The organism is Parabacteroides timonensis (assembly GCF_900128505.1).
Classification (GTDB): Bacteria; Bacteroidota; Bacteroidia; order Bacteroidales; family Tannerellaceae; genus Parabacteroides; species Parabacteroides timonensis.
In genome coordinates this window covers 2,436,824-2,462,879 of the sequence record NZ_LT669941.1, presented here as the reverse complement: position 1 = coordinate 2,462,879, position 26,056 = coordinate 2,436,824, and the positions used below count along the sequence as shown (strand labels likewise).

Annotated in this window: 16 protein-coding genes and 1 pseudogene; 12 read left to right on the top strand and 5 right to left on the bottom strand. The window is 40.9% G+C overall.

Annotated features, from left to right (window positions below; all coding sequences use genetic code 11):
* Positions 1 to 3: 3 nt before the first annotated feature.
* Entirely contained in the window at positions 4 to 1,629 is a 1,626-nt protein-coding gene (locus BQ7394_RS17445; RefSeq protein WP_075560098.1) for a RagB/SusD family nutrient uptake outer membrane protein, read from the top strand.
* Positions 1,630 to 1,693: 64 nt separating this feature from the next.
* On the opposite strand, the gene glgP is transcribed toward BQ7394_RS17445, so the two are convergent.
* Together glgP and BQ7394_RS17435 are read right to left on the bottom strand one after the other, a co-directional pair.
* Entirely contained in the window at positions 1,694 to 4,264 is a 2,571-nt protein-coding gene (glgP, locus tag BQ7394_RS17440) for an alpha-glucan family phosphorylase (protein ID WP_075558596.1), read from the bottom strand.
* Positions 4,265 to 4,349: 85 nt separating this feature from the next.
* The gene (locus BQ7394_RS17435; protein ID WP_075558595.1) at positions 4,350 to 6,008 is read right to left on the bottom strand and encodes a glycosyltransferase; all 1,659 of its coding nucleotides are present in this window, start codon (positions 6,006 to 6,008) and stop codon (positions 4,350 to 4,352) included.
* Between the two features lie 126 nt (positions 6,009 to 6,134).
* On the opposite strand from BQ7394_RS17435, the gene BQ7394_RS17430 reads away from it, so the two are divergent.
* From BQ7394_RS17430 to BQ7394_RS17420, 3 genes are read left to right on the top strand one after another with little or no spacing between them, the layout of a single operon-like run.
* A complete protein-coding gene (locus BQ7394_RS17430; protein ID WP_075560097.1) occupies positions 6,135 to 6,425 on the top strand; it encodes a hypothetical protein in 291 nt (96 codons plus the stop codon).
* 3 nt (positions 6,426 to 6,428) lie between these two features.
* Positions 6,429 to 6,974 (top strand): lysophospholipid acyltransferase family protein, encoded by a 546-nt coding sequence (locus BQ7394_RS17425; protein WP_075558594.1) that lies wholly within the window; start codon positions 6,429 to 6,431, stop codon positions 6,972 to 6,974.
* Positions 6,975 to 6,983: 9 nt separating this feature from the next.
* Entirely contained in the window at positions 6,984 to 7,766 is a 783-nt protein-coding gene (locus BQ7394_RS17420) for an amidohydrolase (RefSeq protein ID WP_075558593.1), read from the top strand.
* A 23-nt stretch (positions 7,767 to 7,789) separates the two neighbouring features.
* Here BQ7394_RS17420 and BQ7394_RS26675 read toward each other — a convergent pair.
* Together BQ7394_RS26675 and BQ7394_RS17410 are read right to left on the bottom strand one after the other, a co-directional pair.
* Positions 7,790 to 8,158, bottom strand: a pseudogene (locus tag BQ7394_RS26675) (sensor histidine kinase); the annotation flags it as partial.
* Positions 8,159 to 8,654: 496 nt separating this feature from the next.
* Entirely contained in the window at positions 8,655 to 9,683 is a 1,029-nt protein-coding gene (locus BQ7394_RS17410; RefSeq protein ID WP_139317726.1) for a hypothetical protein, read from the bottom strand.
* A 172-nt stretch (positions 9,684 to 9,855) separates the two neighbouring features.
* On the opposite strand from BQ7394_RS17410, the gene BQ7394_RS17405 reads away from it, so the two are divergent.
* The 7 genes from BQ7394_RS17405 to BQ7394_RS17375 all read left to right on the top strand — a co-directional run bounded on the left by BQ7394_RS17405 (position 9,856) and on the right by BQ7394_RS17375 (position 22,380).
* A complete protein-coding gene (locus BQ7394_RS17405; RefSeq protein ID WP_075558590.1) occupies positions 9,856 to 10,407 on the top strand; it encodes an RNA polymerase sigma-70 factor in 552 nt (183 codons plus the stop codon).
* A gap of 64 nt (positions 10,408 to 10,471) precedes the next feature.
* Entirely contained in the window at positions 10,472 to 11,419 is a 948-nt protein-coding gene (locus tag BQ7394_RS17400; protein ID WP_075558589.1) for a FecR family protein, read from the top strand.
* Between the two features lie 251 nt (positions 11,420 to 11,670).
* Positions 11,671 to 15,072, top strand: coding sequence for a TonB-dependent receptor (locus BQ7394_RS17395; RefSeq protein ID WP_075558588.1), 3,402 nt, complete (start codon positions 11,671 to 11,673; stop codon positions 15,070 to 15,072).
* 29 nt (positions 15,073 to 15,101) lie between these two features.
* Positions 15,102 to 16,583 (top strand): RagB/SusD family nutrient uptake outer membrane protein, encoded by a 1,482-nt coding sequence (locus tag BQ7394_RS17390; RefSeq protein ID WP_075558587.1) that lies wholly within the window; start codon positions 15,102 to 15,104, stop codon positions 16,581 to 16,583.
* 85 nt (positions 16,584 to 16,668) lie between these two features.
* On the top strand, positions 16,669 to 19,137 hold the full coding sequence (locus BQ7394_RS17385; RefSeq protein WP_075558586.1) for an alpha-galactosidase: 2,469 nt from the start codon (positions 16,669 to 16,671) through the stop codon (positions 19,135 to 19,137).
* Between the two features lie 25 nt (positions 19,138 to 19,162).
* Positions 19,163 to 20,740, top strand: coding sequence for a sulfatase family protein (locus tag BQ7394_RS17380; RefSeq protein ID WP_075558585.1), 1,578 nt, complete (start codon positions 19,163 to 19,165; stop codon positions 20,738 to 20,740).
* A gap of 20 nt (positions 20,741 to 20,760) precedes the next feature.
* On the top strand, positions 20,761 to 22,380 hold the full coding sequence (locus tag BQ7394_RS17375; protein ID WP_075558584.1) for a sulfatase family protein: 1,620 nt from the start codon (positions 20,761 to 20,763) through the stop codon (positions 22,378 to 22,380).
* A gap of 103 nt (positions 22,381 to 22,483) precedes the next feature.
* Here the strand turns inward: BQ7394_RS17375 and dnaK are convergent, their stop codons facing one another.
* Positions 22,484 to 24,403 carry a molecular chaperone DnaK gene (gene dnaK / locus BQ7394_RS17370; protein WP_075558583.1) on the bottom strand — a complete coding sequence of 640 codons (1,920 nt, stop codon included), beginning with the start codon at positions 24,401 to 24,403 and terminating at the stop codon, positions 22,484 to 22,486.
* A gap of 245 nt (positions 24,404 to 24,648) precedes the next feature.
* Between dnaK and BQ7394_RS17365 the strand changes: the two genes are divergently transcribed.
* Positions 24,649 to 26,049, top strand: coding sequence for a putative oxidoreductase C-terminal domain-containing protein (locus BQ7394_RS17365; RefSeq protein WP_075558582.1), 1,401 nt, complete (start codon positions 24,649 to 24,651; stop codon positions 26,047 to 26,049).
* Positions 26,050 to 26,056: the final 7 nt, after the last annotated feature.

Genomic DNA, 26,056 nt, shown 5'->3' with positions numbered 1-26,056 from the left:
ATGATGAAAAAGTTAGTTTTACTATCCGGTATATTAGGTGTCTGTACGTTTTTGTCATGCAGTAAGTTCCTGGAAGAGAACCCGAGAGATCAGATTTCGGAGGAAGATGCTTATGATAATGCCACCTCGGCTTATCTGAATACGGTAGCTACTCTTTATAATTATGTCGGAGGTTTCAGTGACAGTCAGGGATTGCAAGGTACTTACCGGGGAATCTATGACCTGAATACTTTTACTACCGATGAAGCGATCCTGCCTACCCGGGGTGGCGACTGGTATGACGGCGGTTTCTGGCAAGGGCTGTTCCTGCATAAGTGGGGTGTCAACAGTGATGCGATACAGGCGACCTGGGAATATTTGTATAAGGTGATCGTATTGAGTAACAAATCGCTGGAACGTTTGGATGAGTTCTACAAGCAGACAAACAACAAATATATTCCGGCTTATATGGCCGAGGTCAGGGCTTTCCGGGCAATGTATTATTACTATCTGGTCGATCTGTTCGGACGTGTGCCGCTGGTATTGTCTTCTTCCACCCCGATGAAGGAGGTGAAGCAGAGTACCCGTGCGGAAGTCTTTGAATTTGTCGTGAAGGAATTGCAAGAGTCGTTACCGCTTCTAAGTACGGAGCGGAGTAATCGCTTGGGCGACTATTACGGTCGTATGACTCGTCCGGTGGCTTATTTCCTGTTGGCAAAATTGGCGTTGAATGCGGAGGTTTATACGAATAACAACTGGACGAGCGGTAGTCGTCCGGATGGAAAGAACCTGTTCTTTGAGGTGGGCGGTCAACGCTTGAATGCCTGGCAAACAGTAATGGCATACTGCGATTCCATTACTGCGCAAGGTTATCAACTTTCCCCTGATTATGAAAATAACTTTTCCGTGTTCAATGAAACGTCGGTAGAGAACATATTTACCATTCCGATGGATAAGAATTTTTACACTAACCAGATGCAATATCTGTTTCGTTCCCGCCATTATAACCATGCCAAGGCGTATGGGTTATCGGGTGAAAACGGTTCCTCCGCAACTATCGAGGCACTTCGTACTTTCGGCTATGATACGGATTCGGTAGATGCGCGTTTCGATAAATGTTATTTTGCCGGTATCATGCTTGACCTGAATGGCGATACCATCCGGCTGGATAATGGGGAGGTCTTAGTTTATTTGCCCTGGGAGGTGGATCTCGATGTGTCGGGAAGAGCTTCTGAAAAGGTGGCAGGTGCCCGTATGAAGAAATATGCGATCGATAAAACGGGTACTAAGGATGGTAAGCTGTCGGATAACGATATTGTTTTGTTTCGTTATGCCGATGTTTTGTTGATGAAAAGTGAAGCAAAAGTACGTAACGGAGAGAACGGTGATGCGGAATTGAATCAAGTCCGTTCACGTGTGGGAATGCCTGACAGGCGGGCTACTCTGGATAATGTACTGGCAGAACGCCAGCTTGAGTTTGCCTGGGAAGGCTGGAGGCGGCAGGATCTGGTCCGTTTCGGCCTGTTTACCCGTTCGTATAGTAGTCGTCCGCAATTGCCGGATGAAGGGAATGGATATACGACCGTTTTTCCTATACCTGAAAATATTTTATTATTGAACGGTAACCTGACGCAGAATCCGGGATATTGATTTAAACAAAAAAGGATGTTCCAAAAGCGGAACATCCTTTTTATATCTGTTATAGGATTATTTCTTATAACTGGATCCAGCGAATGTATGCGAAGTCCATGCGATGAGGCAATTCTTTATTTACAGGGTAAATACGGAAGCCCATCTTGTGAATACCAGCTTCACTCGGAGTTGTTTTCAATTCGAAGAATAGTTTAGATCCTTCTTCTTTCTTCAACTCAAACTGTTTCGTGTAAAGTAATTCAAGTTGGTGATTTTCTGAATTTTCTTTGGTTACAACCACTTCAGCACCTAACATTCCCTGAAGATCTTTACGATCGATCACCAGGTTGAATGAATATTCCTTCCCAACAACAGGGTTGTCGACAGCCAGGTCTTGGCTACAAGTAAATGAATCTACCTGGAAGCTATCCCAATGCTGGGCAACTTCTTCTTTCCATGCTGCGATAGCTTTAGCTTCGGCAAAACTGTTTTCGCGCAGATGGGCCGAACGGGTAGCCAGTTTATTATAGAAACGGTCAATATAATCGTCCAACATACGTTTCATGGTATAGTCAGGAGCGATCTGTGACATAGAATTTTTGATATACTGGATCCATTCCGGAGAGTATCCTTTACTGTTTTTAGCATAGTAAGTCGGGATGATCTCTGTTTCCAGGATATGATAGATTGTTGCAGCATCCAGTTGATCCTGGTACTGTTGGTTTTCGTAAGTACGCTTGTCGGTCAATGCCCAACCAGCACCTTCTTTATAACCTTCATACCACCATCCGTCAAGAACTGAGAAGTTCAATACACCGTTCATTTCTGCTTTTTCGCCGGATGTACCGGAAGCTTCCAACGGACGTGTCGGAGTGTTCAACCAAACATCGACACCTGCGATCAGGTGACGTGCCAGACGCATGTCATAGTTTTCGAGGAAGATGATCTTACCCAGGAATTCCGGACGGCGTGAGATTTCAACGATATGTTTGATTAATCCCTGGCCCCCACCGTCTGCTGGGTGAGCTTTACCTGTAAATACGAACTGGATCGGATATTTTTCATTGTTTACGATCTTTGCCAAGCGGTCAAGATCAGTAAACAGCAAGTGAGCACGTTTGTAAGTCGCGAAACGACGTCCGAAACCGATCAACAATGCGTTCGGGTTAATCTTCTCAAGAACAGATACTACCTTTGATGGGTCGCCCTGGTTTTTCAGCCAGTTCTGTTTGTACTGAACTTTGATATATTCGATCAGCTTCTTCTTTAATGTCTTACGGATATCCCAGATATCATCGTCGCCGACATTCTGAATAGCTTCCCAATATTTTTTGTTTGACTGGTCGGTGAAGAACTTCTTGTCAAAGTGTTCGTGGAAGAAACGTTTCCATTCGGTAGAGGCCCATGTTGGCATGTGTACACCGTTGGTAACCCAGCTAACGTGAAGTTCATCAGGGAAATAACCTTTCCATACCGGAGCGAACATCTTCTGTGATACTTTACCGTGCAACCAGCTTACGCCGTTTGCTTCCTGGCAAGTGTTCAGAGCGAATACACTCATAGAGAACTTTTCGTTTGAACCCGGGTTTTCGCGTCCCATATCGATAAATTCCTGCCAGCTGATACCCAGCTTGCCGGGGAATTCACCCATGTAACGACCGAACAGGCCTTCGTCGAAATAGTCGTGTCCGGCAGGAACCGGCGTATGTACTGTATAAAGGGCAGATGCACGTACAACCTCTAATGCTTGGTTAAAGGTAAGTCCGTCGTTCTGAATGAAGTCTACCAAACGTTGAGCATTTATCAATGCTGCATGGCCTTCGTTACAATGGTAAATTTGCTTTTTGATACCGAGTTTGTTGAGCATCATGATACCACCGATACCTAACAGGTATTCCTGTTTCATACGGTTTTCCCAGTCGCCGCCATATAACTGGTGAGTGATAGAGCGGTCCCATTCGCTGTTCTGAGGAATGTCAGTATCCATCAGGTATAAAGGCACACGGCCCACGCTTACCTTCCAGATATGAGCATATACGGTTCTGCCTGGGTAAGGAACTTCCAATACCATCGGTTCGCCGTTAGACTGCATAACCTGGGTGAGAGGCAATGTGTTAAAGTTTTGCGGTTCGTAGTTTGCGATCTGCTGTCCGTCCATTGACAGTGACTGGGTGAAGTATCCGTAACGATACAGGAAACCAACAGCTGTCAGGTCGATATTACTGTCGCTGGCTTCTTTCAGATAGTCGCCGGCTAGAACACCCAGACCTCCTGAATAGATCTTCAGGATATTGCTCAGACCATATTCCATACTGAAATAGGCTACAGAAGGTTTTGTTGCGTCGGGTTTAGCGTCTACATATTTTCTGAAGCTTGCATAAACTTCCTGGATTTCAGCCATCAGAACTTTGTCTGCCTGAATCTCCTCAATACGTTTGTATGATAAGCTTTGGAGTAGAAGAACCGGATTACCTTCTGTGGAAACCCATAGGTCTTTGTCGATTTTTCCAAATAATTTAGCTCCGTCATGATTCCATACCCACCAAAGATTGGTAGCAATTTCGTGTAAGGGCTGGAGTGCTTCTGGGAGCATCGAATGTGAATAAACGTCCTTCCAGATCGGACTGTTTGCGTTATTCGCTTTGATTTTCATTATTGTGAGATTTAAAAATGTTTCATTAAATAAGATGTAAAAACCGCTGCAAAGATAGGATTATCTTGTTAATAATGAGCAATATTTAACTGTTTCTTTTAGCGGCAGCCTTTAATGCGTCGTTGAAGGCTATCTGATAATAAACAATGAATTTGCTCCATTCTGCTTTCTTTGCAAGTTCAAAACAACGTTTACGTATTTCTTCAACCTCTTTTTCGTTTTTCTTCACGAGTGAGAGAATTGAAGCAGTGATAGCATCGGCAACCTCGAAATAATTGAAGTCGGTCCGGTCGATAACGGCCACTCCGTCGCTGATGTTTTTGCCGGAGACACTTTTTTCCGCCCAAAGACCGAATCCGGCCAGGTTGGTGGTCACTGTCGGTATGCCAAAAGCAACACTTTCCAGTGGAGTGTATCCCCAGGGTTCGTAGTACGATGGATAAACGGTAGCATCCATACCGATCAGCAGATCGTAGTATGGCTTGTTGAAGATACCGTCGCGCCCATCCAGGTAACAGGGTACAAATACTATTTTCAGTTTTTCGATAGCCTGATTGGTAAATCCGGCGTGCGAAATATAATTTAAAACCTTATCCTGGTCCATCAGGTTCATCCAATGGGTAATAAAGGGCATTTGTAGGGGAGAAGTAGTCTTGATATTCTTTTCAATGACTTCCTTCAGGTCTGCACGAGCATCGCGAACCCAGGCCGGAACCATAATGAATGCCACGACTTCACGTTGCAATTCTCCGGAGTTACGGACACGGTTCATTGCTTCGATAAAAACGTCGATACCTTTATTCCGGTATTCGTAACGTCCACTGGTCGATACCAGTAATGCATCCGGTGAGATGGAACAGCCCAGTAACTTTTCAGCTACATTTATCAATGTTTGACGGGCCTCCGTACGTTTTTTTGTATATTCTTTTCCTTCAGGAACAAAATTCGGTTCAAAGCCATTCGGGGTAACAATATCCGGAGCTTTATCCAGTAATTGTTTACATTCGCAGGCTGTGATGTCACTAACGGTAGTAAAACAATCCACATGATGGGCAGCCTGTTTTTCCAGCGAGTGTTTGGCTTCCATGTTCAACTCCTTCGCCATCTGGTCGCCGTTGTATCCATCCATATAAGCATACAGCGCTTTGTTATTTCCTGCGATGGAACGGCCTATGGAGGTGGCATGTGTGGTGAATAAAGTGGCAATAGCAGGGATTTGCTTTTTTATGTAAAGCGCTCCCATACCAAGCATCCATTCGTTGAACAGTGCTGTGACCTTCTTGTCCGAAAGGTTGTAGAAGTTGTAAAAACTTTCAATTACTTTACCTACAGCATAAGCAAAAATACAGGACTCGTCGTAGTCACCGTAAGCATGCATCGAATCTACGCGGAAGTTCTCCCACATAGAATAAAAGAACGCATCCCTCTCACTGAAAAAAGGTTTGAAGTCGACCAGTACGACAGGAGGAGTTCCCGGCACATTCCAACGGCCGACCTTCATTCTTAGTTTATCAATGGTTTTTGCATGTTGTATCCAATCTGCAAACAGCGTGTTATCTTCAAGAAAATCGGGGGCATTTGTGTTACCCCACACATCAGGTCCGATAAAGATCACCTTATCGTTAAACATCTGTTGCAGTGTATGCGCCTTTGTTGAAAGAACAGTGTAGATGCCTCCTACCTTATTACAGACTTCCCAACTGCTTTCAAAGAGATAATCTGGCGTTGTAATCTTTGTATCCATAAACGATTTTGTTTATAATCAGAGAATTCGAAGCTGCAAAGATACATTATTTTTATCTTTTTTCCCCGTGTATGAGTTATTTAATAAAGGATTTTGTAGATTTGTAGATATTTTAATATGAAAATTATGGCTAAAAGAAGAATTTTAAAGAAAGAAATCAGCTACGTAGTAGGTGAATTATTTTCTGAAGTATTGGTATGTAAACTCTTCATTCCTGGTATTGAAGAAGATAAGGCTGATGTGCTGATGGCAAGAATACTTGATATGCAGGACGAATTTATCCGTCGTGCCGGTACTCCGGATGCAAAGGATAATAAAACGTTGGTAAAAGAATATTATCGTAAACTCAGAAACGATTTGCAAACAGAAGTAAACGCCATTGCAGACGAAATAGGAGCGCTAAGCAAAGAAAAGTAAATAATGAAGAAAGCAATCAGTAAGGCACTTCTTCGCATGGCCGGATGGAAAATGGGACCGCTGGGCGAAGATGTGCCGAAGTGTGTGATATGCGTTGCCCCGCATACCAGCAACTGGGATTTTATTATCGGAAAGTTATTTTATACGGCGGCAGGGCGTAACGCCAGTTTTCTTATCAAAAAGGAGTGGTTCTTTTTTCCATTCAACTTGCTGTTTTCGTGGCTGGGTGGGGTACCTGTCGACCGGCATCAACGGACTTCGGTAACCGACCAGATGGTTGAGGTGTTTAATAAACGTAAGATCTTCCAATTGGCCGTTACCCCGGAAGGAACGCGGAAGAAAGCAGAGGAGTGGAAAAAAGGTTTTTATTATATAGCGGAGAAAGCACAGGTTCCTATTATGATCGCCTATTTCGATTATGCAAAGAAGGAGGCGGGAATTAAGGGACTGTTTTATCCGACTGGGAATGCAGAAGAGGATATTCACACAATTCGCGAATATTATCGGGATGTGACAGCTTGTCATCCGGAGAATTTCGTAAAAGTTTAATTTACTATTATGGCAGACAGTTTACGTATCAGTATGATCCAATCCCATATTATTTGGGAGGATAGAGACGAGAATCTAGGTTACTATGGGGAGTTGCTCCGGCGTGTGAGTGGAAAGACGGATATTGCCGTTCTTCCGGAAACATTTACAACCGGTTTTTCCATGGATGTGGAAAGATTGGCTGATATGATGGACGGGCCGACTATACCGACAATAAAAGGTTGGGCTAAAAAGTATAACCTGGCAGTTGTCGGTAGTTTTATTGTAAAGGAAGGTGGAAACTATTTCAACCGTGCTTTTTTTATCACTCCCGAAGGGGAAGAATTTTATTACGACAAGCGGCATCTGTTTCGTATGGCTGGGGAAGATAAGCATTTCACAGCAGGAAATAAACGGACGATCGTAAGGTATAAGGACTGGAATATTTGTTTACAGGTTTGCTACGACCTTCGTTTCCCGGTATGGAGCCGTAATATAAACAATGAATATGACCTGTTGATCTATGTTGCAAACTGGCCTGAACCTCGTAAAAAGGTCTGGAAGTCGCTTCTTCCTGCCCGGGCCATTGAAAATATGGCTTATGTCTGTGGTGTAAACCGCGTGGGTATCGATGGAAAAGGTATTACTTACCGGGGTGATTCCATGCTCTTTTCTCCCAAAGGGAAGAAGCTGGCGGATGCCGGTAAACGGGAAGAAATAACCCGTACTTGTACCTTGTTAAAAAGTGATCTGGAAGAATTACGTACTAAATTCCCGGCATGGAAGGATGCGGATGTTTTTTCGATAGAATAATTGTTCGATTTTTATAATTAGATCTATAAAGGCAGCGCTATCGTAAAGCGACTGCCTTTTCCTTTTTCAGACTGGAGCTTGATTTCTCCTCCGAAACGCTTTATGATAACCTGGCAGATAGCTAGCCCCAGCCCTGTGCCTTGTGCGAATTCATCCAGCTTATTGAAGCATTCAAATACGGCCTGTTGTTTTTCTTTGGGTATTCCTATACCTGTATCTTCAACATAAATATCTACTGTCTCTTCTGCCATATCGTAGGTGTAGCCTATTTTGATGTATCCTTTTTGTGTGAATTTGGATGCATTGTTGATGAAGTTTGTAATGACTTGTGTCAACCGGAGAGGATCTGTTTCGATAATAATCGGTTTTGCCGGGACGTCTATGTGTAATTTCTGACGGGCATTGATCAGTTCCTGCTCGGCTTCTTTACTTTGCTGTATGTTCAGGCAAAGACCATTAAAGATATCTTCTTGCTTGTTGTATGTATAACGAAATTCCCACCATTGGTAGCCTTTGCCATCAAAGTTACAGCGTATTTGTGAAAAGTTTTTTTGTTTTTTTCCTTCCCGTGCGTTTATAACATCGTCATTAAAACTTTTTATGTTATTAGGATGGATGCAATTCCTGAATCCTTCAGTGGAGAGAGGTGCTTCTTCTATTCCGGCATCGGTATAGAATTCTTTATCGAAAGAAAATATATCATCTCTGAATTGGAATGCATATACCTTACCTCCGGTTAATGCCAGTGACAGGAAACGCTCTCCTTTTTTCAGATTTTCCTGAGCGATCTGCTTATTGCGATTTTCCCGTAAGTAAAGATATATCAGATAATATATAAGGAAGAGAATTGCGATGCCTGACAGGATACAAATAATAATGATCGGTAACTTATACCGCTCGTAAAATGGCATTTTGTGTTTCCGGTAATGTTAAATAGCCTCCGAGAATACCTTCTTTCAATCCAAACCCTTCATTGATCACAGATAGAGTAGGACCGTTAGCGAATAACCCCAGTCGCTTTGAGGCAAAATCTCTTTTGCTTTGTATAAATATAGTATAACGGGATAATCCGGAAAGTGACCATAATAAACCGCTGGAAGTAGATTCACGGGCATTGAGTAGTCTGAATATCGTTTTATCAGGCTTTTTGAGTATTAGGCTTTTATCTTTTATTGTTGTGATACTGTCCAAGGTAAATGTATATGCACCATTTCTGTCAATAGAAAATAATTGTTTGTTCACTCTTTCAATGCCTGCTTTTTTGACTTCATCTAAAAAAACGCTCGTTGTTTTTTTTCCGAGAAATGTATTATCTGTCCATATATTGAAGTACATGGGGCCAAATATAGTTTCTCCCAATTCAACCGTTTTCATATATTCTGGCTTATACCAGAAGCCAGTAATATTGGGATATTGTTTTAACAATGCCCAGTTAGGAAAATTGACTCCGTCGAAAACAATAGGTACTTTTGTGGCTAGAGGATGTTTGCATGCCATTAGTGAATATGCAGCCTGGTCATCGTAAACCAGGATCAGTTCGGGATTCCAGAAAGATATTGTATCAAGGAAATTATACATCCTGACTTTTTCTTCGGCATTCAGGTAAGAATCGCAATCCAGGTAAAATGTGCGGATATCAGCAGGCACATTGTGTTTCTTAAACTCTTTGTGAATTTTATCTTCTTTTTTATCATATCCGGAATACTCAGGCTCAAAAGATTCGATAACCAAAATTTTGTGCTTGGTCTCCTGAGGGCTTCTGTTACATGATATGGTAGCTATTATTAGTAATATCCATGTGACTTTAATAATATGTCGAATAAAAGGTTGATACATATAAATGTTTAATGGCGTAAATATATAAAAGAGAATTTGAATATCAATAAGTCTTTGTAAGTTTGTTTTGTTTCGAATCATCCGAAGATCATATTTACGCTTTCTAGTTTGTACATTCAAAACTTTCTGTATATATTGCCCCTCTGTTTTCGGTCAGCCTAATAGCTATTTTTAATAAAGTAACTATTGGGTTGATCGGAAACATTTTTTAAATTATATTTTAGCTATTTTTTAACAGACTCTTAGTAATCCAATGTCACAGATCGAACAGTTTAACGACATATACGTAAAGTACTATAAGAAAGTCTACCGCTTCTCCTTGATGTATGTACGAAACGATCAGGTCGCCGAAGATATAGCGACAGAGTCCCTTATTAAGTTATGGGAAACAATGAAGAAGGAGACCGTAGAGAAACCTTTGGTCTTGTTGCTGACAATAGTCAAACATAAATCCCAGGATTACCTCAGAGCACAGGTTGGCCGTAAAGAAGGACTCGAAGCTATGGCAGAATGGCAACAGCGAGAGTTAGCTATTCGTATATCAACTCTTGAAGGATGTAATCCGGAAGATATTTTCTCTGTAGAAATACAAACGATCCTGAATCGTACTCTAGAAGAACTTCCCGAACAAACACGGAACGTTTTTAAAATGAGTCGTTTTGAACAGAAGTCCGGAAAAGAAATAGCCCAATCATTGGGTATTACCGTGAAAGGTGTTGATTATCATATTGCAAAAGCATTGAAAGCCTTACGTGTTTCCTTAAAAGATTACTTGCCTCTATTTTATTTTTTGTTTTTATATTAAAAAAGCAAACTTCCTACTAGTGAACTTCTCCTGGCTATCGTCTTATATATAAAGGAGAGAGAATATGGATGATAAGTTACTACAATTATATTTCGAAGGGCGTACAACCGATGAACAATCTCGTTTGATTACAGAATGGCTGGATGCCGATGAAGCGAATATGAAACATTATCAGCAGCTATGCCGTTTATATGAGATGAGTTTCTGGCATGAGGCACCTGAAGTTATTACAATGCTTTTCCATAAGAAGATAAAACCAAGGAATATCTGGCAGAAAGCAATAGAAATAGCTGCAATCTTTATTTTAGGATTTGCTTTACATTATTGGATAAGTTCGCCATTCGTAGATACAGAAGAGGAAGATGTTGTTATGCAAACCATACATGTTCCGGCTGGACAAAATGCACAACTTATTTTAGCCGATGGTTCTCTGGTTTGGTTGAATGCCGGTAGTACTTTGAATTTTCCTACCCGTTTCGCTAATGGGAAACGGAAAGTTAGTCTCAATGGGGAAGGTTTTTTTGAAGTAAAAGCAAATAAAGATAAACCATTTATTGTATCTACCCCCAACTATGATATTAAGGCGTTAGGAACTTCTTTTAATGTAAGGGCTTACAAACAATCAAAAGATTTTGAAACAGCTTTGTTAACAGGAAAAGTCGAGATTACCGATCTTACTGCAAATCGGGTACTTTCTTTAACACCTGATAGTCGGGCGGTATTGACAAATAATAAGCTATCTGTTGTCCCTATGCAGCACATCGACTATTTTCTTTGGCGTGAAGGAGTTCTCTATTTTGACGAGTCTTTGATGGAGGTATTAAAAAAGTTGGAATTATATTTTGATGTGAACATTCGGGTAAATAATAAATCTATTGTGCAAAACAAACTACATTCTACTGCTAAGTTCCGGACAAGAGACGGTTTATACCATATTTTGGATGTTTTGCAACTTACCCATCATTTTACATATAAGAAAGATGAAGAAGAAAATCTGATCATTATTAATTAAGTTAACAATCTAGTTCCTAGAAATCTTGAATCTTATATAGATTTTATTGTCAAACCTTTTAATACTAATAGCCTATGATACAGACATAAAAAGTAAATAAAAAACCGGCAAGTGCTCCAACACTTACCGGTTAAGGGTTAGACTCCCGACCTTGAATAATTAATCGAAGTACTAACGTTATTACATACAAAATTATGAATTATATTTTGTGTAAACAATCTATATCCGAAATTAAACATATATTTCGTATTATGAAAATCACTATTATTGCCTTGTTTGCATGTGTTTGTACCCTTTTTGCGGCAGAAGCCAATTCACAAAATGTAAAGGTGTCTATACATGCCGACAACCTTTCCCTCCGGGAAATCATTTATGAAATAGAGAAACAAACCGAGTATCTGTTCGTATATGACAGAAACGAGGTCAGTGTAAACCGGCATATCTCCCTGAATGCTGATAATGAGCCTGTATTTGAAATCCTTAATAAAATATTTACAGGAACCAATGTGGAATACAAATTAGTTGGTAAGAATATTACACTTACCAAACGGGATGACCTTTCCCGACAAAGTGGGATAAGTCAGCAATTGGCTAAAAAAATTACCGGTATAGTCACCGATGAAAAAGGTGAACCGATTATCGGAGCGAACATAGTCGAAAAAGGCATTACTAACGGATGCATTACAGATCAAGATGGTAAGTTCATTATAACAGGTGTGCGCGAGAACGCTGTTCTGCAGATTTCCTATATCGGTTATCTTACTCAAGAAATTAAAATCGCTAATCAGACTCATTTAAATATAATAATGAGAGAAGATTCGGAAACTCTGGATGAAGTAGTAGTTATTGGTTATGGGGTTGTTAAGAAAAAGGACTTAACAGGTTCCGTAGGCCAAATATCAGCCGGTTCGATGAAAGATCTAAAGGTGTCACACCCAACACAAGCCATGGCCGGACAACTAGCCGGTGTGCAGGTTCAGCAGGTAGGTGGGTCTCCAGGACAAGCTGCCACTATCCGTGTGCGTGGAGCGGGTTCAATCTCAGCTTCCAGTTCCCCGTTATATGTAGTCGACGGTTTCCCTTTAGGCGAACAAAACCTGAACTCTGTCAATCCGAATGATATCGAATCTATAGAGGTACTGAAGGATGCCTCTGCAGCTGCTATTTACGGTTCGCGTGCGGCAAACGGGGTTGTGTTGGTTACCACCAAGTCCGGTAAAACAGGAAAAGTGAGTATAAACTTGGATGTATATTATGGTTTTCAGAATGTCACTAAAAAAATGGATATGCTGAATGCTGAGGAGTTCGTAGCATTTAGTAGAGAAGCTTTCAACAATAATTATGTAGATCGTGTTCCGGGTGCATCTCCTAATGATCCGTTAGAAATGCGTCCTTCTGGTAATAGGTATCGATATCCGGCCATATACGATGATCCGGAATTTATGGCAACCATCGGTAAAGGAACAGACTGGCAGGATGAAATTTTTAGGACAGCACCTATCCAGAACTATCAGGTTTCTGTTAGCGGTGGAGATGAGAAAACAAAATATATGTTTTCTGCCGGATATTTCAACCAGGAAGGAATCATCGTAGGAAGTGATTACGAACGTTTTTCAGCCCGTGCGAAAATAGAAAGTAAATTTAACAAATGGTTGAAAGCTGGAATTAACCTGGCTCCAACTTATATCAATCAAAACCGGGTAAACGAAGGACATTGGACGAATGACGGAGTAATTATCCCGGCATTGGCAACCTCTGCCATCATGCCTGTTTACAATCCGGATGGAAGTTGGTCTTCACAAGCTGAATATGCTGTGGCTGGCGACGGACTGACAGGTGTTCCCAATGCTGTAGCTTTAGCAAAAGATATTGAAAACAAGCGGGCTAATCTCCGTTTTTTCGGAAATATCTTTGCTGAAATTTCTATTTTGAAAAATCTGAAATTTAAAACAACGATAGGTGCCGACATGATGGATTATAGAAGTAAATTTTTCCGTCCATCTAACGTTCCTAAGGGTGGAACGGTAGCTCCACTTCCTTCAACCGACAGAAAAGGTAATACTGAAAATAAAGAGGTATTTAACTGGTTGAACGAAAATACATTGAGCTATTTCACATCTTTCGGATCCCATGAAATCGATGCTGTAGCCGGAATTACCTTCCAGAAGAACACTTACAATCAGAGCAAAGTGGAAGGTTCGGATTTTCCGGATGATATTATCCGTACCTTGAATAATGCAAAAGTAAAAAGTGGTTCTTCCGATATGAATGAATGGTCACTGATTTCTTATCTGGCCCGTGTGAATTACCGCTATAACAATAAATACTATCTGACGGCTTCGATCCGTTCTGATGGTTCTTCCCGCTTCGGAAAAGACAACCGTTACGGTTATTTCCCGTCGGGATCGGTAGCATGGAGAATTTCGCAGGAAGATTTCATGAAAAATATCCCGTGGATTAGCGATATGAAAATACGGACGAGTGTTGGTTTAACTGGAAATAACAGCATGTCGGACAATTATGGCTCGATCGGAACGATGAGTAATGAAAATTATGTATTTGGTTCTGGTACGGGGAATGTTGTCACAGGATCGGCACAAAATAGTTTTTCCAATCATGCTTTGACTTGGGAAAAGACTCTGCAATATGACTTGGGATTTGAACTTTCCGTATTTGAAAACCGTTTGTCGTTTATGTTGGATTTGTATAAACGTAAAACAACTGACCTGTTACTCAATGTAGATATTCCAACAATCACCGGCTTCTCCAAAGCCTGGCGCAATATCGGTAAAGTAAACAATAAGGGAATTGAACTTACGATTAACTCTGTCAATGTAATGAAAAAAGACTTCAGTTGGACTACAAGTCTGAATATGTCTATGAATCGCAATAAGGTGATAGAACTCGGGCCGGCTGGTGACCCGATACAAAGTGACGGTGGCGCTGGAACAACACACATCACAATGATCGGTGAACCGATGGGAAATTTCTATGGCTACAAACAAATAGGAGTTTATATGAATCAGGCTGATCTAGATAACAGTCCCCGTCTGGCTGACTCGCATGTGGGTGATGCTAAATATGCAGATATAAACAACGATGGAAAAATTGATGCCGACGACCGTACCATTATCGGTAACAACGAACCTAAATTCTCCTGGGGGATGACCAATCAGTTAACATATAAGAATTTTGACCTTAGTATAGCGTTACAAGGAGTTCATGGTCGGGATGTGATGTTCTTAGGAAAGCGATTTTTTACACAGTTAGAAGGAAATATGAACCAGATGCGTGAAGTGCTCAACAGATGGCAGTCTGAAGAGAATCCGGGAGATGGCAAAACTCCACGTGCGAATGCTTTGACTACAGGACAAAATAATGCTGTTTCAACCCGTTGGGTGGAAGATGCTTCTTTTATTCGGATCAATAACTTGACACTGGGTTATACTCTGCCTAATATCCTCGCTCAAAAATGTGCCATGCAGAATGCCCGGGTATACATGTCTATCCAAAATCTGGCGACATTCACTGGTTACAGTGGATTCAACCCGGAAACAAGCCATAAACAGGACAGTTCACTGGCTCCGGGTACCGACTATGGAATGTATCCGTTGAACCGTACTTTTACGATAGGCGTGAATGTTACTTTCTAATTGTTAACACTTAAAACAGAATAATAAATATGAAAGCAAAATATAAAATAGCCGTATTGGGCTTGTGCTTAAGCCTTACATCCTGTAGTGATTTTCTGGATTTAAAACCGAAAAATGAATTAGGAGCGGAACAATTTTATCAAACAGCGGAACAATTTACGATGGCTGTCAATGGCGCGTACGCTACGCTTCAAGAAGGCAGCCAATATGGCAACTGGTATGTTTTTACGGAGATTCCATCGGACAACACACACAATTTACTTTCCGGTTCCGTAGTCGACCAGGACGAATTCGATAAATTTTATATCCGTACCACGAATCCATATATTGCCGATTTCTGGAATATGAGTTATACCGGTATTAATCGTGTCAATACGGTTTTAGATCGTATTGATGATATAGATATAGATAAAACGCTGAGTGACCGGTACAAACTGGAATGTAAATTTCTCCGGGCATTGACTTACTTTAATCTTGTTCGTGTATATGGAGATGTCCCATTGGTTTTGCATGAGATCAGTATCGATGAGTCATATAAATATGTGAGAGATCCGAAAGAAAAAGTATACGAACAGATCATTACTGACCTGAAAGAAGCGGAAGCACTACCTGATTCTTACAAGGAAGACGCGAATGTTGGGCGGGCTACTTCAGGAGCTGCCAAAGCTTTATTAGGCAAAGTATATCTGACACTGAATAAATATCCGGAAGCTGAAGCTAAATTGGCAGAAGTGATAAACAGTAAAGTATATGCTCTTTTAGAGAATGAAGCAGGCTCGTTGAACAATGCGGGTTATGCCAGTGTATTCCATGCGGATAATCATAACAGCAAAGAAGCTGTTTTTGAAGTTCAGTTCAAGAAAGGTGGATACGGAGAAGGAAGTAATTTTCCGAACGCCTTTGCTCCTTTCAATTCAGGAACTAATGTCGTTCAGGTTGGAGGAACCGGAGGAAACAACATTCCGGAAATGGACATGTATAACGCTTACGAAGAGGGTGATCTGAGACGAGACTTTTCCATGGCACTGGGCTATAACGACTCGCGTAAAGACGGTAAATGGGTAGAATCTCGTTATGTGAAGAAATACTTCGACGTTCCTTATCAGGGTGGAGACAGTAATAACAATTTCCCGGTGATTCGCTATGCCGATGTCCTTTTAATGTATGCCGAAGCATTGAATCAAAATGGAAAAACAATGCAGGCATGCGATTTTTTAAATCAGGTACGCCGTAGAGGTTTCGGTTATCAGACAACCGAAACTTCTCCTGTAGATATTAAAACTTCGGATAAAAATGAATTCTTTCTGTCCGTAGAGCACGAACGTCGTGTGGAACTTGCTTTCGAAGGTCACAGATGGTTTGATTTAATCCGTACCGGTCGAGCGATAGAAGTGATGACGAGTAAAGGGTTTAAACTCAATGAAACAAATCTCACTACCCCGATTCCTCAGAAACAGGTTGACGTAAATCCGGAATTGAAACAAAATGATTATCAGATTACGCCTAAGTAAAAAAATCATTGAGGTGTATCAAAAGTTCCCCTTGGGATAAAACAAATAGACTTTTGATACACCTCCCAATACCATAACAAATTAAATGAAACTTAAGAACCTCTTTTTATTGGTCATTTTATTTTTATTTTTTGATAATAATATGCAGGCCAGCGGACACATGGTTGGGAAGGAATTTATCTTTGAAAATTCAGAGATGCAACAGGTATTATCTTTTAAAAATAATACGATCTCCATCCAATCTGTTTTCGATAAGAAAACCCGAAAAGAATTGATTGCTGAAAATGCACTTCCTTACTTTGAGTTTCAGATTAATGAAAAAACTGTAACTTCATCTATGCCAGTATGGAAATTTATTAAATACACAGAAAGAAGTATGGTTAATCAAGGTCTGGAGTATGTTTTTTATTTTGAAGGTAAGGGCTCTTACAAAGGATTGAAAATAGAATTATACCGACAATATTTTCGGAACTCAACACTTACCAGAGAAAAGATACAACTGAAATCGACCCAAGGAGCTAATTTCCAGTTGAATAAAAGGGGAGGGAAATTGCATTTTATTTATCCAAGGTTATCTCTCAATAATAACATGGAAGGATCCATACAGGAAATACAAATAGCCAATTTCCAACAGTGGAATCATACGTTTTATCCCTCTGTCAGAAATCATACGCTGACGGATAATGATGAACTTTTCCTGAAAGGTCCTTTCTCTGTTACTTGTACGGGAAACCATAAAGTAATGTCAACATACGAACATGCGTCACAAGATGAAGCAAAAAGTTTTCGGTTGTCGGCAGTTACCTCTATGAAAAAGGGAGATATTGATGCTAGTCAGGGAGTAGAGGGCGACGAGACAGAAATAAAAGATGAAAATTTCTGGTTTATAGCTCATCATTATAATCAAATCGGAAATACCCGGACAATAGCTACGGAACTAATAAGAGGAGGTTATTTCGATAATGAAAAAATACCGTATGATTCTTATTATGAAACCGTATGGAATAGTTTTAGTTTTATCGGAAAGGATGAAAAGATTGAACCATTGATACACAATTATCTTTTCAGTCAAATAACAGAGCATCCTAAATCCCGGGAATCTCATTTTTATTACAATACCTGGGCAATGCAAAGAGAGCTGAATAAGAAAGGACATGATTTAAGAGGGAGCCTTACTGAGGAACGGATACTCCAGGAAATTGATTATGCAGCCTTGATGAATATCGAGCTTTTTGTTCTTGACGACGGATGGGAAGAAGCGCTTGGAGTATGGACTCCAAATCAAAAACGCTTTCCTAATAAATTGACTCCGTTTGTTAACCGGATGAAAGATCATAATATGATACCAGGAATTTGGTTATCTCCGATGGCAATAGACAGTCTTTTTGAAAGATACCGACAATATCCCGAGTGGATTATCCGCCGATCAGACGGAGTTCCTATTGTAGCACAATGGGGAAGGCCGGTATTTGATATTGTAGGACCTTTTTCAGAATTATTTCTCGAAGATTGTAAAAAACTGATTGATCAAGGTATTCGTTTTTTTAAATGGGATGCAATGAACACTTTCAATAGTTCTTTGTCCGGTCTCGAGCATGGTGATAATAGCCATACAAAAAAAGAAAGGATAGAAAGATATAATTACCTTTTTCCTTTTTATGTAACCCGTATTATGAAAGAGTTACGGGAATACAATAAAGATGTAGTTATAGAAGTGGATCTCACAGAACCAGAGCGATGTATGATTGGATTAATGCCTTTGCAGGAGGGAATATTCTTTTTTGTCAATAACGGTGCATCTGCTTATGGTGACTATTCTACTTTCCGAACTAAATCTATGCGTACGGTTATTAATAATTACGGATATCTTTTTCCTAAAGAATTATTTACTTATGCGGTTTACCCGCATGATGTGGCGCCATATCGTGCACAATGTTATAATATAAATAACACGTTAATTGCTGGACATGGCTTTTGGGGAGATTTGAGCCTGCTAACCCCTGAAGAAAGGATTGGTATTGGCAAAACATTAGCAAAGGCTAAACGGATAAGACCCTATATACACGGTACAATGATCGATTATAATGCTAATGTAGGAGCATCCCCGGAGATATATACCCAAGTGGATTCCATGCATGCTTTCGGGCAAGTTGTCGGATTCAGTGGATCAAAAGTAAGATTCCATTATAAATTAGCTTTGAATCGTTCACAATTGCTCGGCATCTTAAATTATCCTTATACAAGCGACCATGGAAGTGTCAGCATGGACTTCCATTTCAATAAACCGGATGATACGGTAAGCGCCTTTTTTATTGGTAATAAGGGTGAAAAAATATCTGTCATTTCATCTACAGGACGATTGGACGATATACAACTGGAAAATAACCTGCTGATGATTAAAGTTGCGTCGGCTTCAACTGTGTGTGTAAAATATGAAGAAAAGAAACTGATAAGAGTTATTGGAGGAAGTGTATTATCCCAAAGTACAGATGAAGTGACTTTACGCTCGAAAGAAGGTGAGGACATATCTATTATATTTGAAAATATTCTGTGATGCTTTTGACTAATTATGATATAAAATGAAAAAAATATTTATTTCTTTATTCCTGGCAGCCGAAACAAGTTGTCTGTTTTCCATGCAGGCAGGAGAAAAACAACGGCCTAACATCTTGTTTTGTATTGCAGACGACGTATCTTATCCCCATATGCAGACATACGGAACAACCTGGCTCAATACACCTGGTTTCAACAGGGTATCACAGCAAGGCCTGTTGTTTCAGCGCATGTATACCTGTAATGCTAAATCTGCACCCTCCCGTGCCTGTATTATTACTGGACGTAATTCATGGCAATTGGAAGAAGCTTGTAATCACTGGTCCAATTTCCCGGCGAAGTTTAAGTCTTATCCCGAGGTATTGGCTGAGAATGGCTATAAAGTAGGAGCAACGGGAAAAGGGTGGGGGCCCGGTTTTGCCAACGACTCGTTGGGTAATCCAAGGAATATGGTTGGGAAAATGTGGAATCAGATCAAATTGATACCCCCTACAAAGGGGATATCCAATATCGATTATGCGGCTAATTTTAAAGAATTCCTCAGGAATAAGCCAGGAGGCCAACCTTTTTGTTTCTGGTATGGAGCCTTGGAACCACATAGAGGATACGAATTTGCTTCTTCTTTAAAAGCTGGAAAAAATATCAATCAGATTGATTCCGTTCCATCTTTCTGGCCGGATAATGAGGTAGTACGCACGGATATGCTGGATTATGCGTTAGAAATAGAGCATTTTGATAGACATCTGGTTGCTATTCTTCAGGCATTGGAAGAGGAGGGAGAGTTGGAAAACACAATCGTTATTGTTACTGCCGACCATGGAATGCCGTTCCCCCGCGCCAAGGGACAGGAATACGAATACTCCAATCATGTTCCATTTGCCATGATGTGGAAAAAGGGGATAACGAAAGCCGGGCGGGAGATAAAGGACCTTTTGAGTTTTATTGATCTGGCACCGACATTTCTTGATGTAGCCGGGATACCGGAAGAAAAATCGGGAATGCAGCCAGTAGAGGGTAAAAGTTTTCTCGATCTATTGACAAAAGAGAACAGTAAACCGCAAAAGGATTATGTTCTGATTGGGAAAGAGAGACATGATGTGGGACGCCCAGACGATCAGGGATATCCGATTAGGGGTATTATAAAGGGGGACTTTCTTTATCTGGTAAATTTTGAAACCAGTCGCTGGCCAGCAGGAAATCCAGAAACAGGATATATGAATGTAGATGGCAGTCCGACAAAAACAGAAGTATTAAAAGCACGGCGGAATCCTGGAACGGAGATCTATTGGCAGCTTTCTTTCGGTAAACGACAAGAAGAGGAACTGTATAATATCTTAGAAGACAGGGAATGTATGGAGAATCTGGTGAAAGATGCCAATTACGATACCTTGAAAAAACAAATGCGAAGTGAACTCCTGCAAAAATTGACAGAACAGCAAGATCCTAGAATGTTTGGTCGGGGAGAGATATTTGACTCATATCCTTATATGAGTCCTGCACGGGATGTGTGGAACCGCATGAAAAAAGGTGAAAATGTTCCGATACGCTCGATTAATAAATCGGATTTTGAACCGGAAGCATCTGGATTGGAAGTTGACTTTTGAATTGAAATATAAATAATATCATGAGACATTTATTTGGAATAGTTTTTTTCTCTTTTAGTTCTGGTATTTTAGGCGGTTGCAAACAGCATAAGAAAGAAATGATAAAACCGCCTAATATACTGTTTGTAATTAATGATGATCAGACATATATACATACGGGGATTGCAGGAAGCAAGTTTGTCCATACCCCCGGTTTTGACAGAGTTGCAACTGAGGGAATTTATTTCACTAATTGTTATGCCGGATCGCCGGGTAGTGCGCCTTCTCGGAGTACATTGGTAACAGGGCGGCATCATTGGCAGAACAAACAGGCAGGCCAGCATGCTTCATCCTGGATGAAAGAGTTTGTTCCTTTTGTTGATCTTCTCAAAGCGAATGGTTACCACACCGGATTTACTGGAAAAGGAGTCGATCCTTTCCGCTACGCCCAGAATGAAGGAGATTCATTATGGAGAAAAGAGAATGCGGCTGGATGTGCTTATAATAAATACCGCTATACAAAAGATGACTCGTCAGACCCAAGAACGGCGGGGGGGATTGGTCTTGTCGACTATTTTAGTAACTTCCGTGATTTCATGCAAGAACGCAAGCTGGAACAGCCTTTCTATTTTTGGTATGGCTCAACCGAACCCCACCGAGCTTACGAAAAAGGATCATGGAAACGTAATGGAAAAGAACTGGCTCAGGTTGATGTACCAGGCTTTTTCCCCGATACAGAGGAGATAAGAGGAGATATGCTCGATTATGCCGTAGAAATAGAATGGGCAGATTCTCACCTTTATAAAATGTTGAATTACCTGGACTCTATTGGGGAACTAGATAATACGATTGTTATGGTAACAGCCGATAATGGTATGCCTTTTCCACGTGCAAAAGCAAACTGCTTCGAATACGGTGTACATGTACCCTTGGCAATCAGTTATCCGAAAGGATTTCCAGGCAAACGTCGGGTAGACGATCCGATAGGTTTTGTAGATATCGCACCAACTATTCTTGAACTCGCAGGTGTGAAGCCTGAAGGAATGCTTCCTATTTCAGGGAGAAGCTTCGTGAATATTCTTCGGTCGGAAAAAGATGGGATTGTGGATGAAACTAAGAAATATGTATTTATGGGGCGTGAACGGCATTCTTCTGCTCGTTGGGAAAACCTCGGATATCCTCAGCGCGCCGTACGCAGCAAGGAGTATCTTTTTATCTGGAATATAAAACCGGAACGCTGGCCTGCTGGTGCACCTCAGGCGATTAATAATGAAACAGGCGCAGTTTATCCGATGTATGGTATCGATGAAAAAGGCATTCATCATTCCGGATGGGCATTTACTGATGTTGATGATGCGCCATCAAAGTCATTTCTGATCGAAAATTATAAGGATCCTGCTATTCGTCCCTATTTCGACTTGGCATATGGTAAGCGTCCTGAATTTGAATTGTATAATGTGGGTAACGATCCATTCTGTTTACACAACTTAGCTGGTAATGTTAATTATAGATCAATCGAAAAAGAGCTTAAAATCGTTTTGCAAAATGAAATGGAACGCTCAAGTGATCCTCGTATGGTCGGTCCCGATAAAGAGATATTCGAAACTTATATTCGTTACAGCCCGATCCGGCTATTTCCTGAACCGGACTGGAAAAAATGAAGATTTATAGTTGATAATTGAATGTTGTATAAAACATAAAAACCGCAGTAAAGATTGATTTACTGCGGTTCGCTTATTCTTAACTATCATTAATGATAATATTTTACTTCACTTCTTCGAAGTCTACATCGGTTACGCCACCGTCTTTGCTACCACTGGCGTTGCCGTTAGCTTGCTGTTGGCCACCGAAATCAGGACCTGGTTGTGCACCGCCTTGGGCATTCTGAGCATTATACATTTCCTGGCTTGCTGCCTGGAATACGGTATTCAGTTCAGTCATGGCAGCATCGATACCTGCAACATCCTGGGCTTTGTGAGCTTCTTTCAGTTTGTTCAAAGCAGCTTCGATAGGAGCTTTCTTGTCAGCCGGAAGTTTATCTCCCAGATCTTTCAACTGCTTTTCAGTCTGGAAGATCATACTGTCTGCCTGGTTCAGCTTGTCGATACGTTCTTTTTCTTTCTTATCGGCTTCTGCGTTGGCAGCAGCTTCGTCTTTCATACGTTTTACTTCGTCATCGCTCAAGCCGCTGGAGGCTTCGATACGAATACTTTGTACTTTACCGGTTCCTTTATCTTTTGCAGATACATTCAGGATACCGTTGGCATCGATATCGAAAGTAACTTCGATCTGAGGCACACCACGTTGTGCAGCAGGTATTCCATCCAGGTGGAAACGGCCGATAGACTTATTATCTTTTGCCAAAGAACGTTCACCCTGCAGGATATGGATTTCTACAGACGGCTGGTTGTCGACAGCTGTTGTAAATGTTTCCGATTTTTTGGTAGGGATAGTTGTATTAGCTTCGATCAGCTTAGTCATTACACCACCCATTGTTTCGATACCCAGAGACAATGGAGTAACATCCAGCAACAATACGTCTTTTACTTCACCTGTCAATACACCACCCTGGATAGCAGCACCTACAGCTACTACTTCGTCCGGGTTAACACCTTTGGAAGGAGCTTTGCCGAAGAATTTCTCAACGATAGCTTGTACAGCAGGGATACGTGTAGAACCACCTACCAGGATCACTTCGTCGATATCGGAAGTACTTAAACCAGCATCTTTCAATGACTGACGGCAAGGTTCGATACAAGCCTGAATCAGGCTGTCTGCCAATTGTTCGAATTTAGCACGTGTCAATGTTTTAACGAGGTGCTTTGGAATACCGTTAACCGGCATAATATATGGCAGATTGATTTCTGTACTTGTTGTACTAGACAATTCAATCTTCGCTTTTTCTGCAGCTTCTTTCAGACGTTGCAATGCCATCGGGTCTTTACGCAGGTCGACACCTTCTTCACGCAGGAATTCTTCTGCCAACCAGTCGATGATCACATGGTCGAAGTCGTCACCACCCAGGTGAGTATCACCGTTTGTTGATTTTACTTCGAATACACCGTCACCTAATTCAAGGATTGAGATATCGAATGTACCGCCACCAAGGTCGAAGACAGCGATCTTCATATCTTTGTTTGTCTTGTCAAGACCATAAGCTAATGATGCAGCAGTCGGTTCATTTACGATACGGCGAACATTCAGACCTGCAATTTCACCGGCTTCTTTTGTTGCCTGACGCTGGGCATCGCTAAAGTAAGCCGGAACAGTGATAACGGCATCTGTTACTTCCTGTCCTAAATAATCTTCAGCTGTTTTCTTCATTTTCTGAAGAACCATGGCTGAAATTTCCTGTGGAGTGTACAGACGACCTTCGATATCCACACGCGGAGTGTTATTGTCGCCGCGTACTACCTTATAAGGTACACGATTGATTTCTTTTGTTACCTGATCGTATGTTTCACCCATGAAACGTTTGATAGAGAATATTGTTTTTTCAGGATTGGTGATAGCCTGACGTTTTGCGGGATCACCTACCTTACGTTCGCCACCTTCTACAAAAGCAACGATTGAAGGAGTTGTTCTTTTACCTTCGCTGTTAGCAATAACAACCGGTTCGTTACCTTCCAGTACGGCAACACATGAGTTGGTTGTTCCTAAGTCGATTCCAATAATTTTTCCCATAATTCGATAATATTTTAATTGTTATTATTTTTCGTCTTTGCTTTTTCTCTTGTCGAGTTGCACCAATTATTATACAAAACGTATGCCAAAGTAACAATGAACGGTTCTGAATTGTTTTTGCTGTCAGAAATAATGACAATACGGCAGTTGTTAAAACGATATATTTTTATCTTTGTGGTATAAGAAGGAATATGGCATAATTTATATGTAAAGAAAAGACTATTATCAATTAAATCGTTTATAAAATGAAAAACTATCTAGTTTTTACCATGGCTACACTTTTATTGGGAACTTCTTGTTCCTCTAATAAAAAAGAACAGGTTGAAGAGTTTACCGGTGCTCCGGGTGAAGTCAAACTCATAACACTCGATCCCGGTCATTTTCATGCGGCCTTGGTACAGAAAGTATCTTATCCACAAGTTTGTAAAGATGTTTATGTGTACGCACCCGGTGGCTTTGATGTGGATGAACACCTGAAACGTATTGAAGGATTCAATACACGTGCAGAGAACCCGACCGGATGGAATGAAGTTGTTTATACAGGTTCTGATTATCTGGAAAAGATGCTCTCTGAAAAGAAAGGGAATGTAATGATCCAGGCCGGTAACAACGGCAAGAAGACCGAGTATATAAAGAAGACGCTTGAAGCTGGTATCAATGTGCTTTCAGACAAGCCTATGGCGATCAATAGTCAGAATTTTAAATTGCTGGAAGAGTGTTTCGATATTGCCAGGCAAAAGAATATTCTGCTATATGACATTATGACGGAAAGAAATGAGATCACCACCCTACTGCAACGTGAACTTTCAATGATCCCGACTGTATATGGAGAACAATTGAAAGGATCTCCGGAGGAACCGGCTATTGTCAAGGAAAGTGTACATCACTTGTTTAAACTGGTGGATAATAAACCATTGACCCGTCCGGTGTGGTATTTTGACGTGACTCAGCAGGGGGAAGGTATTGTTGATGTAACGACTCATCTTGTGGATCTTGTTCAGTGGGAAGTTTTTCCCGGACAGATTATCGACTATAAAAAAGATATTGAATTAATCGATGCGAACCGTTGGACGACTTCAATCAGTCCGGAAGAGTTCAAACAAGTGACTGGTACCGAGTCTTATCCTGATTTCTTGAAAAAGGATGTCGTAAACGATACGTTGAAAGTATATTGTAATGGTGATATCGTATATAAGATAAAGGATGTGACGGCCAAAGTCTCTGTTATCTGGAATTATACTTTCCCGAAAGGTGGTGGCGACACCCATTTCTCGGTTATGAAAGGTAGTAAAGCCGATCTGGTGATCCGTCAGGGGAAAGAGCAGGGCTATAAACCTGAGTTATATATAGAGGCATTGCCCGATATCGACCTGGCTGCTTATGAAAAAGAACTGGAAACGGCTATTCCTGCTGTTGCGGATAAATATCCCGGTGTTGCCTTAAACAAGATTGCAGACAATATATGGCAGGTTCAGACCCCTGAAAAATACCGGGTAGGACATGAGGCTCATTTCGGCCAGGTTACGGAAAATTATCTTCAATATTTGCAGGATGGAAAGTTACCGGACTGGGAGGTGCCGAACATGATTGCCAAATATTACGTGACAACACATGCGTTGGAGATGGCAAAGGGTAAAAGTAAATAGAAAACAT

Bases quoted from the DNA above. Each gene is read 5' to 3' on its own strand.
- BQ7394_RS17365 (WP_075558582.1), top strand. From the start codon at position 24,649: ATGAAAAACTATCTAGTTTTTACCATGGCTACACTTTTATTGGGAACT.
- BQ7394_RS17395 (WP_075558588.1), top strand. From the start codon at position 11,671: ATGAAAATCACTATTATTGCCTTGTTTGCATGTGTTTGTACCCTTTTT.
- dnaK (WP_075558583.1), bottom strand. From the start codon at position 24,403: ATGGGAAAAATTATTGGAATCGACTTAGGAACAACCAACTCATGTGTT.
- BQ7394_RS17425 (WP_075558594.1), top strand. From the start codon at position 6,429: ATGAAGAAAGCAATCAGTAAGGCACTTCTTCGCATGGCCGGATGGAAA.
- BQ7394_RS17420 (WP_075558593.1), top strand. From the start codon at position 6,984: ATGGCAGACAGTTTACGTATCAGTATGATCCAATCCCATATTATTTGG.
- BQ7394_RS17375 (WP_075558584.1), top strand. From the start codon at position 20,761: ATGAGACATTTATTTGGAATAGTTTTTTTCTCTTTTAGTTCTGGTATT.
- BQ7394_RS17380 (WP_075558585.1), top strand. From the start codon at position 19,163: ATGAAAAAAATATTTATTTCTTTATTCCTGGCAGCCGAAACAAGTTGT.
- BQ7394_RS17385 (WP_075558586.1), top strand. From the start codon at position 16,669: ATGAAACTTAAGAACCTCTTTTTATTGGTCATTTTATTTTTATTTTTT.
- BQ7394_RS17430 (WP_075560097.1), top strand. From the start codon at position 6,135: ATGGCTAAAAGAAGAATTTTAAAGAAAGAAATCAGCTACGTAGTAGGT.
- BQ7394_RS17445 (WP_075560098.1), top strand. From the start codon at position 4: ATGAAAAAGTTAGTTTTACTATCCGGTATATTAGGTGTCTGTACGTTT.
- BQ7394_RS17390 (WP_075558587.1), top strand. From the start codon at position 15,102: ATGAAAGCAAAATATAAAATAGCCGTATTGGGCTTGTGCTTAAGCCTT.
- BQ7394_RS17405 (WP_075558590.1), top strand. From the start codon at position 9,856: ATGTCACAGATCGAACAGTTTAACGACATATACGTAAAGTACTATAAG.
- glgP (WP_075558596.1), bottom strand. From the start codon at position 4,264: ATGAAAATCAAAGCGAATAACGCAAACAGTCCGATCTGGAAGGACGTT.
- BQ7394_RS17400 (WP_075558589.1), top strand. From the start codon at position 10,472: ATGGATGATAAGTTACTACAATTATATTTCGAAGGGCGTACAACCGAT.
- BQ7394_RS17435 (WP_075558595.1), bottom strand. From the start codon at position 6,008: ATGGATACAAAGATTACAACGCCAGATTATCTCTTTGAAAGCAGTTGG.
- BQ7394_RS17410 (WP_139317726.1), bottom strand. From the start codon at position 9,683: ATGATTCGAAACAAAACAAACTTACAAAGACTTATTGATATTCAAATT.